The organism is [Collinsella] massiliensis, from assembly GCF_002161605.1.
GTDB lineage: Bacteria > Actinomycetota > Coriobacteriia > Coriobacteriales > Coriobacteriaceae > Enorma.
Window position 1 is genome coordinate 47,287 of record NZ_NFIE01000006.1, and the last position, 15,658, is coordinate 62,944.

General features: G+C 69.5%; 13 protein-coding genes. All 13 read left to right on the forward strand.

From position 1 onward, the window contains the following. Positions 1 to 231 precede the first annotated feature (231 nt). Complete coding sequence (locus tag B5G02_RS03510; RefSeq protein ID WP_019238723.1) at positions 232 to 495, forward strand: HPr family phosphocarrier protein; 264 nt, start codon at positions 232 to 234, stop codon at positions 493 to 495. Between the two features lie 122 nt (positions 496 to 617). Continuing rightward, entirely contained in the window at positions 618 to 2,330 is a 1,713-nt protein-coding gene (gene ptsP, locus B5G02_RS03515; protein WP_094335212.1) for a phosphoenolpyruvate--protein phosphotransferase, read from the forward strand. A gap of 180 nt (positions 2,331 to 2,510) precedes the next feature. Then, entirely contained in the window at positions 2,511 to 3,434 is a 924-nt protein-coding gene (locus B5G02_RS03520) for a 1-phosphofructokinase family hexose kinase (protein ID WP_094335213.1), read from the forward strand. A 151-nt stretch (positions 3,435 to 3,585) separates the two neighbouring features. Then, positions 3,586 to 4,935: an aminopeptidase C gene (locus B5G02_RS03525; RefSeq protein ID WP_094335214.1), complete on the forward strand. Its 1,350-nt coding sequence runs from the start codon at positions 3,586 to 3,588 to the stop codon at positions 4,933 to 4,935. Positions 4,936 to 5,046: 111 nt separating this feature from the next. Beyond that, positions 5,047 to 6,495, forward strand: coding sequence for a CCA tRNA nucleotidyltransferase (locus B5G02_RS03530; protein WP_094335215.1), 1,449 nt, complete (start codon positions 5,047 to 5,049; stop codon positions 6,493 to 6,495). A 121-nt stretch (positions 6,496 to 6,616) separates the two neighbouring features. Continuing rightward, positions 6,617 to 8,284, forward strand: a complete 1,668-nt coding sequence (locus tag B5G02_RS03535) for an ABC transporter substrate-binding protein (RefSeq protein ID WP_094335216.1) — start codon at positions 6,617 to 6,619, stop codon at positions 8,282 to 8,284. Then, positions 8,281 to 9,255, forward strand: coding sequence for an ABC transporter permease (locus tag B5G02_RS03540; protein WP_094335217.1), 975 nt, complete (start codon positions 8,281 to 8,283; stop codon positions 9,253 to 9,255). Before B5G02_RS03535 ends, B5G02_RS03540 begins: the two co-directional genes overlap by 4 nt. A gap of 2 nt (positions 9,256 to 9,257) precedes the next feature. Then, positions 9,258 to 10,190, forward strand: coding sequence for an ABC transporter permease (locus B5G02_RS03545; protein WP_094335218.1), 933 nt, complete (start codon positions 9,258 to 9,260; stop codon positions 10,188 to 10,190). Further along, the gene (locus tag B5G02_RS03550) at positions 10,187 to 11,086 is read left to right on the forward strand and encodes an ATP-binding cassette domain-containing protein (protein ID WP_094335219.1); all 900 of its coding nucleotides are present in this window, start codon (positions 10,187 to 10,189) and stop codon (positions 11,084 to 11,086) included. Before B5G02_RS03545 ends, B5G02_RS03550 begins: the two co-directional genes overlap by 4 nt. Further along, complete coding sequence (locus tag B5G02_RS03555; RefSeq protein WP_094335220.1) at positions 11,083 to 11,763, forward strand: ABC transporter ATP-binding protein; 681 nt, start codon at positions 11,083 to 11,085, stop codon at positions 11,761 to 11,763. The genes B5G02_RS03550 and B5G02_RS03555 overlap by 4 nt, the downstream gene beginning before the upstream one ends. A 188-nt stretch (positions 11,764 to 11,951) precedes the next feature. After that, a complete protein-coding gene (locus B5G02_RS03560) occupies positions 11,952 to 13,613 on the forward strand; it encodes a CTP synthase (protein ID WP_019238713.1) in 1,662 nt (553 codons plus the stop codon). A gap of 1 nt (position 13,614) precedes the next feature. After that, positions 13,615 to 14,583: a tyrosine recombinase gene (locus B5G02_RS03565; protein WP_094335221.1), complete on the forward strand. Its 969-nt coding sequence runs from the start codon at positions 13,615 to 13,617 to the stop codon at positions 14,581 to 14,583. Between the two features lie 634 nt (positions 14,584 to 15,217). Beyond that, complete coding sequence (locus tag B5G02_RS03570) at positions 15,218 to 15,643, forward strand: division/cell wall cluster transcriptional repressor MraZ (protein ID WP_019238711.1); 426 nt, start codon at positions 15,218 to 15,220, stop codon at positions 15,641 to 15,643. The last annotated feature ends 15 nt before the right edge of the window (positions 15,644 to 15,658 follow it).

The following is a 15,658-nucleotide window of genomic DNA, read 5'->3' on the forward strand; positions in this document are numbered from 1 at the left end:
CTGATTCCGGCATCGTACCTCGATACCGCCCCTCCACACGGCCGCAAAGCAGCACCTCCGCCGCCGCGTCCACCCCGCCCTCCGCCCGCCATGTTTCCGTCTCGTCCAAACACCCGCCATCATTCGTATTCTGTTACTTTTAGCACACGTTTGAGGTACACTAATCCTGTCGTATGTCAGCCTCGCGGCGGGTCGGCCGTCGCTGGCGTGTAGAACAGAAGGAGACAAGCTATGGTTTCTGAGAAGGTCACCCTTATCAACCCCCAGGGTCTTCACATGCGTCCCGCGGGTCTGTTCGCGTCCACCATGGGCAAGTTCGCCTGCGACGTGACCGTCGTCACCCCCGAGAAGGAGGTCAACGGCAAGTCCCCCATGGCGCTCATGGCCGCCGGCATCCCCTGCGGCACCGAGGTCGAGATCCGCTGCGACGGTGCCGATGAGGCTGACGCCCTCACCACCGCCATCGACCTCATCAAGAGCGGCCTCGGCGAGTAGCACGCTGCCCCGCCTGGCGTCGTGAGCAAGTAGTTCATCAGGTGAGCGCAGGTGCCTTTTGCGGGTGCCTGCGCTTTTTTGAGCTGCCCCCTTGGCAGCAATGCACGGAGAGAGGACACGCAATGTTCGAGGGAGTCAACGCATCCGAGGGCATCGGCATCGGTACCGTCGTCGTAGCGGTCGAGCCCGACCTGACGTTCGATCCGGTCACGATCCCCGAGGATCAGCGCACCGCCGAGCGTGAGCGCTATCAGTTCGCCCTGGGCGCCTTCTGCAAGAAGACCGAGGCCCAGGCCGAGCACATGAAGGAGACCGTGGGCGAGAACGAGGCCGAGATCATGGTCGGCCACATCGCCATGGCGAAGGACCCCGGCCTCACGGACCAGATCAACAGCCTCATCGATAACGGCGTCTGCGCCGAGCAGGCCCTCGTCGAGGCGAGCACCATGTTCGAGAACATGTTCCTCGCCATGGACGATGAGATGTTCCGCCTGCGCGCGTCCGATATCGCCGACATCCGCACCGGCCTCCTGTGCGAGCTGCTCGGCAAGGAGGTCGTCGACCTCTCCACGCTCCCGCCTGCGTCCGTCATCGTGGTGCACGACCTCACCCCGTCCATGACCGCGACCATCGACAAGGACAACGTCGCCGGCATCGTGACCGAGGTGGGCGGCCGTACCTCGCACTCCGCGATCATCGCCCGTGCCCTCGAGATCCCGGCCGTCCTCTCCGTGGTGAACAGCTGCGCCGCCATGCGCCCCGGCGCCCGCGCCATCGTCGACGGCACGCACGGCCAGGTCATCCTCGACCCCGATGAGGCCACGCTCGCCGACTACACCGCCAAGGCCGAGACCATGGCGGCCGAGAAGGCCGCGCTCGAGGCCTTCCGCGGCAAGGAGACCGCCACGGCTGACGGCGTGCACAAGGTGCTCGCCGTGAACATCGGCGGCCCGGGCGACGTCCCCGCCGCGCTCGAGCACGACGGCGAGGCCATCGGCCTGTTCCGTACCGAGTTCCTCTTCATGGACGCCACCTCGCTGCCCACCGAGGAGGAGCAGTTCCAGGCCTACCAGAACGTGGCGCTCGCCCTCAAGGGCGCCCCGGTGATCATCCGCACGCTCGACGTGGGCGGCGACAAGGAGATCCCGTACCTGAAGCTCCAGAAGGAGGACAACCCCTTCATGGGCTACCGCGCCGTGCGCTACTGCCTGGACAACCCCGATGAGTACAAGGTCCAGCTCCGCGCGCTCCTGCGTGCGAGCGCGTTCGGCGACATCAAGATCATGGTGCCGCTCGTCACCTGCATGGAGGAGCTCCGCCAGGTGAAGGCGCTCGTGGAGGAGTGCAAGTCCGAGCTCGACGCCGAGGGCGTGGACTACAACAAGGACATCGAGGTCGGCGTCATGATGGAGACGGCCGCCGCCGCCAACATCGCCGACCTGCTCGCCGACGAGGCCGCGTTCTTCTCCATCGGCACGAACGACCTCACCGGCTACACCATGGCTTCCGACCGCGGTAACGACAAGGTGGCCTACCTCTACAGCTGGTACTACCCGGCGGTGCTGCGCGCCATCAAGAAGATCATCGTGAGCGGCGTCGAGAAGGGCATCATGGTGGGCATGTGCGGCGAGGCCGCGGCCGACCCGCTGCTCACGCCGCTGCTCATCAGCTGGGGCATGGAGGAGTTCTCCGTCTCCGCCCCGAGCGTCCTGCGCACGCGCAAGACCATCTCGCAGTGGACGAAGGCCGACGCCGACGCCCTCGAGGAGAAGGTCATACAGCTCAAGACCGCCGAAGAGGTCAAGGCTGCCCTCGAGGAGGCCTCGCGCAAGTAGGCGTTCAGCGCATTGTGCGACCGGGGTGCGGGCGGGCTGCCCGGCCCGCGTCCCGGCCTTGAGCGGGAGCGTTCCGTTTGTTAGCGAACGGAAAGCTCTCGCAACTTCGCTTGCATTCGCTGCACGGCGCGTCTATCCTTTGCGCCGTGCAGTTTTCTTGTGAAAGGAAGGTGGCTGTTCATGTTCTACACGCTCACCGCTAACCCCGCCGTCGACATGACCGTGTCCTGCCCCTCGCTCATCCCGAACGAGAACGTGCGCTCGATGTCGGCGAGCTATACCGCCAACGGCAAGGGCCTCGACGTGTCGTTCGCCCTCAAGAAGTTCGGCGTCGACTCGGTGGCGCTCGGCTTCTTCGCGGGCTTCACCGGCAAGTACGTGGTCGATGAGACCATGAACTCCGGCTGCCTGTGCCGCCCCGTCTGGATCGACGGCGTCACGCGCATCAACTCCTACTTCAACGACGGCGAGAACGAGTACGGCATCCTGAACCCCGGCCCTGTGCTCACGCCCCAGGGCGAGCAGGAGCTCTACAAGATCCTCGACACCACGGGCGACCTCGAGTGCCTCATCGTTTCCGGCTCGCTGCCGCGCAAGGCCTCGAAGGACTTCCTCGACCAGGTCGTGAAGCACGCGCAGGATCGCGGCGCCGACGTGGTGCTCGACCTCTCGAGCGATAAGCTCAAGACGCTCTGCGCCACGCACCCGCTGCTCATCAAGCCGAACCACCACGAGATGCGCGAGATCTTCGGCGTGCAGATCGACACCGACGACGACGCCCGCCGCGCGCTCGCGCTCGCCCATGAGGCCGGCGTGCAGAACGTGCTGCTCACCATGGGCAGCCGCGGCAGCGCCTACTTCTCGAACGGCGAGGACATCTGGTACGCGAAGCGCGACTTCAACATCAAGCTCGTGTCCTCCGTGTGCGCCGGCGACTGCACGCTCGCGGCGTTCCTGCTCAAGTGGTACCACGACCGCGACAACGTCGAGGAGGCCATGAAACTCGCCATGGCGACGGGCGCCAACGTGGCCGAGAGCGTCGGCCTGGGCGACTTCGCGCATGTCGACGAGTACAGCAAGCGCGTCACGGTGCGCAAGCTCTAGTTCCGCTGGACAGCCTCGGCTCAATGCCGAAGACAGGCGCCGCGCTCCTCGATTCGGGGGCGCGGCGCTTTTTTGCTGTCGCGGGGCGCCCAATGAGGGTATGCTAGCGGGGTCGATATGTACGTTCGAGCAAGGAAGGGAACCAGCTCCTATGGATCAACGAGTTTCTCTGACGCCTGAATTCACCGCCGATTGCCGCGAGGCGCTCGAGGCGGATATCTGCGCGCGCATCGCCCGCAACGCCGTGACCTCCTCCGGCGTGCGCGCTGCCGCTCGCGATGCCGAGGTGGCGGCGCTTGCCACCACGACCTTCGACATCCAGCTCGAGCAGGGCGAGATCACCGATCAGAAGCGCTCGGGTCGCTGCTGGATGTTCGCGAGCCTGAACACCATGCGCTACCGCATCATGAAGAAGCTCGGCATCAAGACCTTCGAGCTCTCCCAGGCCTACCCGCTCTTCTGGGATAAGTACGAGCGCGCGAACTGGTTCTTCGAGAACATCATCGCCACGGCGGGGGAGGAGCTCACCTCGCGCGAGGTGGCCTACCTGCTCGCCGATCCGCTCTGCGACGGCGGCCAGTGGGACATGTTCCGCTCGCTCGTGAAGAAGTACGGCGTCGTGCCGAAGGAGGCCATGCCGGAGACCGTCTGCTCGAGCAACACGGGCGACATGAACAAGTACCTCACGCGCTACCTCCGCGCGGGCGCCAAGCGGCTGCGCGACGCCCTCGCCGCCGGTGCGACCGCCGATGAGGCGCGAGCGGTGAAGCAGGAGCTCATGGAGGGCGTCTACCGCATGCTCGCCATCTGCCTGGGCGAGCCGCCGGCGAGCTTCGAGGTGCGCATCCGCGACGAGAAGAACGAGCTCAAGGCGAACGGCACCTACACGCCCCAGCAGTTCTTCGCGGAGTTCGTCGACATGAACCTCGACGACTACGTCTCCATCATCAGCGCGCCCACGGCCGACAAGCCGTACCTGCGCTCGTACACGGTCAAGTACTTGGGCAACGTGGTCGAGGACGGCACGGTGCGCTACGTGAACCTGCCCATCGACGCGCTCAAGCGCGTGGCGGTGGCGCAGCTGAAGGACGGGCTGCCCGTGTGGTTCGGCTCCGACGTGGACCAGGGGTTCCTCTCCGCCGACGGCGTGCTCGACCCCGCGGCGCTCGACGTGGACACGCTCTTCGGCCTGCCGATCGAGACGGGGCTCGACAAGGCCGCGCGCCTGGATTACGGCGAGTCCGTCATGACGCACGCCATGACGCTGCAGGGCGTGAACCTTGACGAGGACGGCGCGCCCACGCGCTGGCGCATCGAGAACAGCTGGAGCGACGAGCACGGCAAGAAGGGCTACGACGTCGCGTCCGATGCCTGGTTCGACGAGTACGTCTACCAGGTCGTCGTCGATAAGAAGTACCTCACGGACGAGGAGCTGGCGGCCTATGAGGCCGAGCCCACCGTGCTCGCGCCGTGGGACCCGATGGGCACGCTCGCCTGCTAGCGCGGGCGTGGCCGGCGGCCCGGACGCATGTCGGGCTGCCATCTTGCAGGTTGTGGAGGCGGCTGGCCGGCGCGGGGCGCGGGGTCGCCGCGAGGAGACAGGAGGCGCGCGATGGATGCGAAGCTCGAGCAGGCCGCCGGGGCCGCCTCCGTGCCGGCGCCCGCGCTGAACGGAACCCGTCCGAGCGCGGGTGCGCTCGCCGTGCTCGCGGCCCTCGAGGGCGCCGGGCTCGAGGCGTGGATCGTGGGCGGATGGGTGCGCGACGCGCTCCTCGGCGCGCCGAGCCACGACGTCGACATCTGCTGCGCGGGCTCCTGGCAGGAGAACGAGGCGGCGCTCGAGGCGGCGGGCATCCGCGTGGTGGAGTCGGGCGTGCGGTTCGGCGGCATCGCGGCCATCGCGGGCGGCGAGCGCATCGAGGTGACCTCGTACCGGCTGGACGGGTTCTACACGGACGGCCGGCACCCGGAGAGCGTGCAGCGGGCGCGCACCGTGGAGGAGGACCTCGCCCGGCGCGACTTCACCGTGAACGCGATGGCCTGGCATCCGGAGCGCGGGCTGCTCGACTGCTTCGACGGCGCGGGCGACCTCGCGCGGCGGCAGATCCGCGCGGTGGGGGAGCCGCGCCGCCGCTTCGAGGAGGACGCCCTGCGCATGCTCCGGGCGGTGCGCTTCGCCTGCCGGCTCGACTTCTCCATGGACCCGGCCACCGCCGAGGCGCTCGCGGCCTGCGCCCCGCTCCTCGACGCGGTCGCGCGCGAGCGCGTGGGCTGGGAGCTCGATGGCATCCTCGCCACGGGGCGCGGCGGCGATGCGCTCCTGCACTACCCCGAGCTCATGTGCGCCGCCATCCCCGAGCTCGCCGCGTGCCGGGGGTTCGACCAGCACAGCCGCTACCACGCCTTCGACGTGTACGAGCACACCGCGCGCGTCCTCACAGTCGCCGGCGAGCTCTCGCTCTCGCGCGTGGACGGGGCGGGGCCGGACACCGCGCCGTCCCCGTCGCTCATGTGGGCGGCGCTGTTGCACGATGTCGAGAAGCCCGCGTGCTTCACCCTCGACGAGCGCGGCAACGGTCACTTCTACGGGCACCCCGAGCGCAGCGCCGAGGCCGCGCGCGCCATCATGGGCCGCCTGGCCTGCCCGGGCGCGCTCGTGCGCGACGCGTGCCTGCTCATCCGCTACCACGACCGCCCGCTCGAGGCGGAGCGCACCGACCTGCTGCGCATGATGGGACGCCTCTCCGGGTCCGGGCTCGACACGGTTCGCCTCATGAACGAGCTGCTCGACCTCAAGCGCGCGGACACCCTCGGCAAGGCGCCGTCGTGCTTCTACTACGTCGAGGACATCGAGCGGATGCGCGAGATGGTGCGCGAGCTCGTGGCGAACCGGGAGCCGTACAGCACATCGACGCTCGATCTGAGCGGGCGCGACCTCATCGAGGCGGGCGTCAAGCCCGGGCGGCAGGTGGGGGCGCTGCTCTCCCGCGCGCTCGATGCGGCGATCGACGGCGTGGTTCCCAACGCGCGCGCGGAGCTGCTCGCGTATCTGGGGCTGTAGGCGTACCGGGCGGCTGCCGGCGACGCGCCGGGGTTCGGTGCGCCCATCCCGCCGCGGGCTTCTGCTATCATCCTTTCGGTAACACGTTTTGCTTAATTCGTAACACCGAAAGGACGATGCGGTGAGCGCACACCATTCGGATACCATCACGCGCCGATGCCTGCTCACGGGCACCGCGGCCTTCGCTGCAACCGCCGCCCTCGCGTCCGCGGGATGCGCGGGAGGCTCGGGGCAGGGGACTGCCGGCTCGAGCGGCTCTGCGGCTGCGGGCGACGTGGACTCCGCGCACCAGGTCATCGTCGCGATGAGCCCCACGAGCGAGCCCGCGGCGGGCTTCGACCCCCTCGTCTCGTGGGGGTGCGGCGAGCACATCCATGAGCCCCTCATCCAGTCCACCCTCATCACCACGGATGCCGACCTCGCCTTCCAAGGCGACCTCGCTACGTCCTGGGAGTGCTCCGAGGACGGCCTGACCTGGACGTTCTTGCTGCGCGACGACGTGGTCTTCTCGGACGGGGAGCCCCTCTCGGCCGAGGACGTCGCCTTCACGGTGAACTCCGCCGTGGCGAGCGACACGTTCGAGTCGGACCTCTCCATGGTGGACGAGGCCGTCGCGCTCGACGGCGCGACCGTCGAGCTGCACCTGAACAAGCCTTACAACGCCCTACTCTACACGCTCGCGGTGCTCGGCATCGTGCCCGCGCACGCCTACGGCGAGGGGTACGGGGCGGCGCCCGTCGGGTCCGGCCGCTACCTGCTCGAGCGCTGGGATCGCGGCCAGCAGGCGATCTTCCGCGCGAACCCGTCGTACTACGGCGAGGCGCCGCGCATGGAGCGCGTCGTCGTCGTGTTCATGGACGAGGACGCGGCGCTCGCGGCGGTGCAGGCGGGCGAGGTCGACATCGCCTACACGTACGCGACCCATGCGCACCAGGCCTTCGACGGTTTCGAGCTCGTGAACTACGCGACGGTCGACTCGCGCGGGATCTCGCTGCCCGCCGTCCCCGCCGGCGCTACCAAAGCCGGGCAGGGCGATGTGGCTTATGCCGCCGGCAACGACGTGACCTGCGACGTCGCGGTCCGCCGCGCCATCATCATGGGGCTCGACCGCGACCGCGTGATCGAGCACGTGCTCGAGGGCTTCGGCGCGCCGGCATTTAGCGTGAGCGACGGCATGCCGTGGTCGAGCGCGGACATGGAGGTCGCCTGCGACCCTGAGGGCGCCTGCGCGCTGCTGGACGCCGCGGGCTGGGTTCCCGGCGAGGACGGCGTCCGCGCGAAGGACGGGCTGCGCGTCGCCTTCGACCTCTGGTACGCCTCGGACGATTCCGTGCGCCAGGCCATGGCCTACGAGGTGGCCGCCCAGCTCGCCCAGCTCGGCCTCGAGGTGAGCCCGCGCGGCGGCAGCTGGGATGAGATCTACCCGCATCAGTACGAAGCGCCCGTGCTCTGGGGCTGGGGCTCCAACTCGCCCGTCGAGGTTTACGCGCTCAACTACTCGACCGGCTGGGGCAACTACGCCTGCTACGAGAGCGCCGCCATCGACGGCCACCTGGACGACGCGCTCGCGCAGCAGGCCATCGAGGATTCCTATGTTCACTGGCAGCTCGCCGCCTGGGACGGCGAGGACGGCTTCGCGCCTGAGGGCGCCGCGACCTGGGCGTGGGTCGCCAACGTCGACCACCTCTATTTCAAGCGCACGGGGCTCGACGTGGCCGAGCAGAAGCCGCACCCCCATGGTCACGGTTGGTCGCTCGTGAACAACGTCGACCGCTGGAGCTGGGCATGACGCGTGTGGTCGCCCGTGCGGCGGCGCGCTTCGCCCTGCTCATGCTGGCGGTGAGCTTCCTCACGTTCTTCCTGGTGAGCGTCTCGCCCATCGACCCGGTCCAGGCGAACGTGGGGCAGGCGGCCTATGCCGCGATGAGCCCGGAGCGGCGCACGGAGCTTGCGGAGCGCTGGGATGCCGGGACGCCGCTCCTCGAGCGCTACGGCGCATGGCTCGCCGATGCGGTGCGGGGCGACCTGGGCGAGAGCCTGCGCTTCAACGCGCCGGTTGCCGAGGTGGTGGGCGAGCGGCTCGGGAACTCGGCGCTGCTGCTCGCGTCGTCTTGGCTCATCGCGGGCGCGGTGGGGCTGGCGCTCGGCGTCGCGGCCGGCGCGCGCCGGGGCAGCTGGGTCGACCGCGCCGTGTGCGCCTACTGCTACCTGCTCTCCGCAACGCCGACGTTTTGGATCGCGCTCGTCGCGCTCATGGTCTTCTCCGTGTACCTCGGCTGGTTCCCGCTGGGCTTCTCGGTGCCCATCGGGGCGTCGGGCGCGGTGTCGCTTGCCGAGCGCCTCTACCACATGGTACTGCCGGCGCTCGTGCTCTCGCTCACCGGCGTCGCCAACGTGGCGCTCCATACGCGCGAGAAGACCATCGACGTGCTGGGCAGCGAGTACGTGCGGTTCGCGCGCTCGCGCGGCGAGGGGACGGGCGAGGTCGTGTTCCGCCATGGCCTGCGCAACCTCGTGCTCCCGGCGCTCACGCTGCAATGCGCGCAGATCGGCGAGATCGTGGGCGGCTCGATCCTGGTGGAGCAGGTCTTCTCGTACCCCGGCCTCGGGCAGGCGGCGGTCACGGCGGCCCTCGGCGGGGACGCGCCCCTGCTCGTGGGCATCGCGCTCGCGACGGCGGCGCTCGTCTTCGCGGGCAACGCGCTCGCGGACGTGCTCAGCCGCTCGATCGACCCGCGGCTGCGTGGGGAGGTGCGATGAGGATGGCGGAGCGGGTCCGGGATACCGGTGCCGCCCTGGGCGGTGGGGGCGCGCCGTGCGCCGATGCCGCCGCGTACGCGGCGCGGCCGCTTTTGCACGCCCCGGCGGCGGACGGCCCGCTGTCCGGGCGGCGCGCCCTCGCGACGGTGCTCGTGCTCGTCGCGGTGCTCATGGTCCTCATCGTCATCGCGGGGCGCCTGCTCGAGGGCGCGGCCACGACGGTGGATTTCGCCGCGCGCAACCTGCCGCCGTCGCTCGCGCACCCCTTCGGCACCGACTGGATGGGACGCGACATGCTCGCGCGGACGCTTGCCGGCCTCTCGACGTCGGTCGTCGTGGGGCTCGCGGCCGCCGCGGCCTCGTCGGTCATCGCGCTCGGGCTCGCGATGGTCGCCGCCCTCGGCGGCCGCCGCGCCGATGCCGCGGTGAGCTGGCTCATCGACCTTACGATGGGCATCCCGCACCTCGTGTTGCTCATCCTCATCAGCTACGCCCTCGGCCGGGGCACGCTCGGCGTGATGGTGGGCATCTCGCTCACCCACTGGCCGAGCCTCGCCCGCGTGCTGCGCGCCGAGATCCTCCAGGTGCGCGCCCAGCCCTACATCGCCTGCTCGCGTGCGCTCGGGGCGGGGGCCGCGCGCATCGCCCTCGCGCACGTCGTGCCCCATGTGCTGCCGCAGTACCTGGTGGGGCTCGTGCTGCTCTTCCCCCATGCCGTGCTGCACGAGGCGTCGATCACCTTCCTCGGCTTCGGCCTTTCGCCCGAGCAGCCCGCGATCGGCGTGATCCTCTCCGAGGCCATGGGCTACCTCACCTCGGGCGCCTGGTGGCTCGCGGTCTTCCCCGGCGCGGCGCTCCTTGCGGTCGTGCTGCTGTTCGGCCGCGCGGGGGCGTGGCTGCGCCGCATGATGTCGCCCGAGGGGGTGCAGGCATGACGGATCATGCTTCCGAGGCGGCTGCGCGCGACGCGGCGCAAACCGGCGCTTCGCCGGTGTGCCCGCTCCTGCGCGTCGAGCACCTCTCGATCGGCTTCAAGATGTACGACCCGGCTGCCCCGTACTTCCGGGCGCGCAAGGTCGAGGTGCCCGTCATCCGCGACCTTGCGCTCACGGTGCGCGCGGGCGAGCTCCTCGCGGTGGTGGGGGCGAGCGGCTCGGGCAAGACGCTGCTCGCCGACGCCCTCCTCGGGCGCTTCGAGCCCAACGCGCGCGTGGCGGGGGACATCTGGTTCGAGGGGTGGCGCTGCGACGCGGCCGAGCTCGCTCGCCTGCGCGGTCGGGGCATCTCGCTCGTGCCGCAGGGGGTGGACAGCCTCGACCCGCTCATGCGCGTGGGCGAGCAGGTGGTGGGCGCCTGCGGGCGCGGCCGGGCGGGCAGGGAGCGCCGCCGGGCGCGGACGGCGCGCATGCGCGAGCTCTTCGACGCCTACGGCCTCGCGGCCGAGGTCGAGCGGATGTACCCCTACGAGCTCTCCGGCGGCATGGCGCGGCGCGTGCTGCTCATGTGCGCGCTCATGGACGAACCGCGGCTCATCGTCGCGGACGAGCCCACGCCCGGCCTCGACATGGATCTCGCGGTGCATGCCCTCCGCGACCTGCGCGCCTTTGCGGACGCGGGCGGCGGCGTGCTGCTCATCACGCACGATCTTGAGCTCGCGCTGCGCGTCGCCGACCGCGTGGCGGTGTTTCGCGCGGGCACGGTGGTCGAGGAGACGGCGAGCGCGAACTTCGCCGCCCCCGAGCTCCTCGCGCATCCGTTCTCGCGCGCGCTCTGGCACGCCATGCCCGAGCATGATTTCGCCGCGGCGCGCGGCGGGGAGGGGGAGCGATGAGCCTCGAGGCACACGATGTCTCCTTCTCGTACGTGCCGGGGCACCCGGTGCTCGAGCGGGTGAGCCTGGCCGTGGAGCCGGGCGAGCGCGTGGCCATCGCCGCGCCGTCCGGTGCGGGCAAGTCGACGCTCTGCCGCCTGCTCGCGGGGTACCTGGAGCCGCAGGCGGGTGAGGTCCTCGTGGACGGGGGGCGGGCGGGCGCGCACGCGGCCCGTGCCCGCGCCGGTCGCGGCCCCTGGCCCGTGCAGCTCATCGTCCAGCACCCGGAGCAGGCGTTCGACCCGCTCGCGCGCATGGGGCGGAGCCTCGTTGAAGGGGTGCCGCGGCTGGGGGCTCGCGGTGCGCATGCGGGGGTGCGCTCCCGCCGGGCGGCCCTCGAGCGCGCCCGGGAGACCGGCCTCCTCGAGCGTTTCGGCATCCGCGACGCCTGGTTCGAGCGCCTCCCGCACGAGCTCTCGGGGGGCGAGCTCATGCGCTGCTGCATCGTGCGGGCGCTCCTCGCAGAGCCCCGCTACCTCATCTGCGACGAGATGACCGCCATGCTCGACGCCGTGACCCAGGCCGAGCTCTGGCGCGCGGTCGTCGCCATCGCCGACGAGCGCCGCATGGGCCTCGTCCTCGTCTCGCACAGCCCTGCGCTCGTGCGGCGCCTCGCCACCCGCGTCTATCCCCTGTGAAGCCGGCGCGGGCGGATCTGCCCGAGCACCGCGCTCCGCAGCCGGCGCCCGCGCGTTTCGGTTGGATGAAATCGCACGCCATCCCTGCCACCCGGCCGCGCGAGTGCTACGATAAAGACCCGTAAGTACGAAGCGCCCGCGCCCGGCTGCGGCGAGGGGCCTACTACGGGAAGCGCAGGTACACAATCATGACGAAGCACATCTTCGTGACCGGCGGCGTCGTCTCGTCGCTCGGCAAGGGCATCACGGCCGCCTCGCTGGGGCGTCTCCTCAAATCGCGCGGCTACAAGGTCACCATGCAGAAGGCCGACCCGTACCTCAACGTCGATCCCGGCACCATGAGCCCGTTCCAGCACGGCGAGGTCTTCGTCACCGAGGACGGCTATGAGAGCGACCTCGACCTCGGCCACTACGAGCGCTTCATCGACGAGAACCTCACGCGCGACTCCAACTTCACCACGGGCGCCATCTACCGCTCGCTCATCACGCGCGAGCGCCGCGGCGACTTCCTCGGCGGCACCGTCCAGGTGATTCCGCACGTCACGAACGCCATCAAGGACAAGTTCCGCCGCATCGAGGAGCAGACCGGCTCGGACGTGGTCATCACCGAGCTCGGCGGCACGATCGGCGACATCGAGAGCCAGCCGTTCGTCGAGGCGATCCGCCAGTACCGCAAGGACGTCGGCGCCGAGAACGTCTGCTACATCCACGTGTCGCTCGTGCCCTACATCGCCGCGGCCCACGAGGTGAAGACGAAGCCCACGCAGCACTCGGTGAAGGAGCTCCGCAGCCTCGGCATCCAGCCCGACATCATCGTGCTGCGCAGCGACCACGAGATCGATGACGCCATCCGCCACAAGATCGCGAGCTTCTGCGACGTCGATGTGGACTGCGTCTTCACGAACGAGGACTGCGCCTCCATCTACGACGTGCCGCGCATGCTCGCCGACCAGGACTTCGACCTGCGCGTCTGCGAGCGCCTGGGGCTCGACCCGCGCGAGCGCCACATGGACGACTGGTACGGCTTCCTCGCGAAGAAGGACCACGCGAACCAGCATGCCGACGCCATCAAGGTCGCCGTGGTGGGCAAGTACACGCAGCTGCCCGACGCTTACCTGTCCGTGATCGAGGCCGTGCGCCACGCGGGCGTCTACTTCGACCGCCACGTGGACGTCCAGCTCGTGGACGGCGAGGCGCTCTCCTGGGAGGACTGCCCCGCCGTGCTGGGCGACGCCGCGGGCATCGTGGTGCCGGGCGGGTTCGGCGTCCGCGGCCTTGAGGGCAAGATCTGCGCGGCGCGCTACGCCCGCGAGCATAAGATCCCCTACCTGGGGCTCTGCCTGGGCATGCAGGTGGCCGTCTGCGAGTTCGCGCGCCACGTGGCGGGGCTCGCGGACGCGAACTCCACCGAGTTCGAGCCCGAGTGCGCCCATCCCGTGATCGACCTCATGAGCTCGCAGGAGGACGTGACCGAGAAGGGCGGCACCATGCGCCTGGGCGCCTACCCGGCCAAGCTCGCCGAGGGCACGCTCGCCCGCGAGGCGTACGGCGAGGAGCTCGTGTACGAGCGGCACCGCCATCGCTATGAGTTCAACAACGCCTTCCGCGACGACCTCGAGCGCGCCGGCCTCGTGGTCTCGGGCGTCTCGCCCGACGAGACCCTCGTCGAGATGGTCGAGCTGCCGCGCGATGTGCACCCGTGGTTCGTCGCCACGCAGGCCCACCCCGAGTTCAAGAGCCGCCCGACGCGCCCGCAGCCGCTCTTCCGCGAGTTCACGCGCGCGGCCATCGCGTTCCACGAGGGCGTCGACCGCCTGCAGGTCACGCCCAAGAACGAGGCAGACGAGTAGCATGGCCGGCAGGGGAGGGCGCGCCGGGGCGGGGCGTCCCGCGCGCCGGGAGGTCGCGGTGGCGCCCTCGCCGCTCGCCGATGCGGCCGAGGAATACCTCGTGTTCCTCTCGGTCGAGCGGAACCTCTCGCCGAACACCGTCGCGAGCTACCGGCGCGACCTCCGGGCGTACCTGGCGTTCCTCGCCGAGCGGGGGGTGACCGGCCCGGAGGCCGTCACGCGGCGGGACATCGAGGACTTCACGGCCGCGCGCCGCACGGCGGGCTACGCGGACGCCTCGATCGAGCGCGCGCTTTCTGCCGCCAAGGGCTTCCATGGGTTCATGGCGCGCGAGGGCGTCACCGAGGCCAACCCCGCCTCGGTGATGCACCTGCCTCGCAAGGAGGAGCGCCTGCCCGACCTCATCTCCATCGAGGCCGCTTCCGCCCTGCTCGACCAGCCCTTTCCCTCGACCGCGGCGGGCGCGCGCGACCGGGCCGTGCTCGAGATGCTCTACGGCTGCGGCATCCGCGTGAGCGAGCTCACGGGGCTCGACCTGCGCGACCTCTACCTGGACGATGAGTTCATTCGGGTGTTTGGCAAGGGCTCGAAGGAGCGGCTCGTGCCCATCATGGGCAGCGCCCGCCGCGCGCTCGCGGTCTATCTCGACGGTCCCCGCGCGGAGCTCGCCGCACACAGCCGCAGCGCGTCGCGCACCTCCGCGGTGTTCCTGAACAAGAACGGTGGCCGCATATCGCGCCAGTCGATCCATGCCATCTGCGAGCGCTATGGCCGCATGGTGGGGATCGAGGGTCTGCATTCCCATACGCTTCGCCACTCGTTCGCCACGCACATGCTCGCGGGCGGGGCGGACCTGCGCGTTTTGCAGGAGATCTTGGGACACGCGAGCATCTCCACGACGCAAATCTACACGCACCTCGACCGCACGCAGCTGCAAGAGGTGTACCTCGCCGCGCATCCGCGCGCGTAAGGCCATGCACTGGCGGGAGTTTCGCGCCCTTCGCGGGGCTCCTGGCCAATAATCCCAGTTTTGTGACGTGATTCCTGCGCAATCGAGGGTGCGATTGCCCCATAGCTGGGATACCCGAGTCCGCTACCAGGGCGGTGGGCGATCGGCACCGGGCTTCCCGCAGGATCCGCGTCACAAAACTGGAATTATTGGCCAGCGAAGCCAGCACGGGCACCCTGGCACGGGCCTCTATTGACGATACCAGGTAAAACATCGATATAACGAGCCCGTTCCGGTCGCATGCGGCGCCCGCGGGCTCCGGCGTGCCGGTCGCCGGAGGAGTCCCTCCACATTTACACCAAGCCTTCAACACATCCCCTCGGCCGCCTCGCCTGCGCGCCGAGGGGTTCTTGCCGTGCGCCGAACCAAGCGGCAGGGGTCGCTCGCAAGGCGCGGCACAACATCTTGTGTCGCGGTCGATCGGGCGCTCGGGAAGGCCGTGTCGCTCGGTGGTTGAATCGGTTCCGGTGGGGGAGAAAGTGGGAAAAAATGTTGCGAAATATCGCGCCAGACCCTACTATTAAAGGCGTCGACACACGGGGTGGTTCCCCGTACCGAGCCCGCACCGAGCAACCGAGAGGAGGGCGCAGCAGAGATGTTGACCGGCACGTTCGAGCGCAATCTCGATGCCAAGGGTCGCCTGTCCCTGCCTGCTGCCGTTCGCTCCGAGCTTAGCGAGCATGTGTACGTGCTTGCCGCACCGGATGTCGATGCCCTGTACGTGTTCTCGAAGGACGAGTTCGAGAAGTGGGTCATGGGCCTCTTCGAAAAGCGTGGAGGCTTCAACTCCCGCAGCAGCAAGGATCAGCAGCTCATGCGCAAGGTCACCTCGAGGGCGACGCCGATGGACATCGACAGCGCCTCCCGTATCGGCCTTCCGGAGAAGCTGCGCGAGAAGGTCGGGCTCGATCGCGAGGTCACCGTGGTGGGGAACTGGAACCACCTGGAGATCTGGGATCGCGCCAAGTGGGAGGCCGTCGACGCTGAAAGCGAAGACGACGACTTCTTCTTGGATGACTAGCCTTACGGACACGAC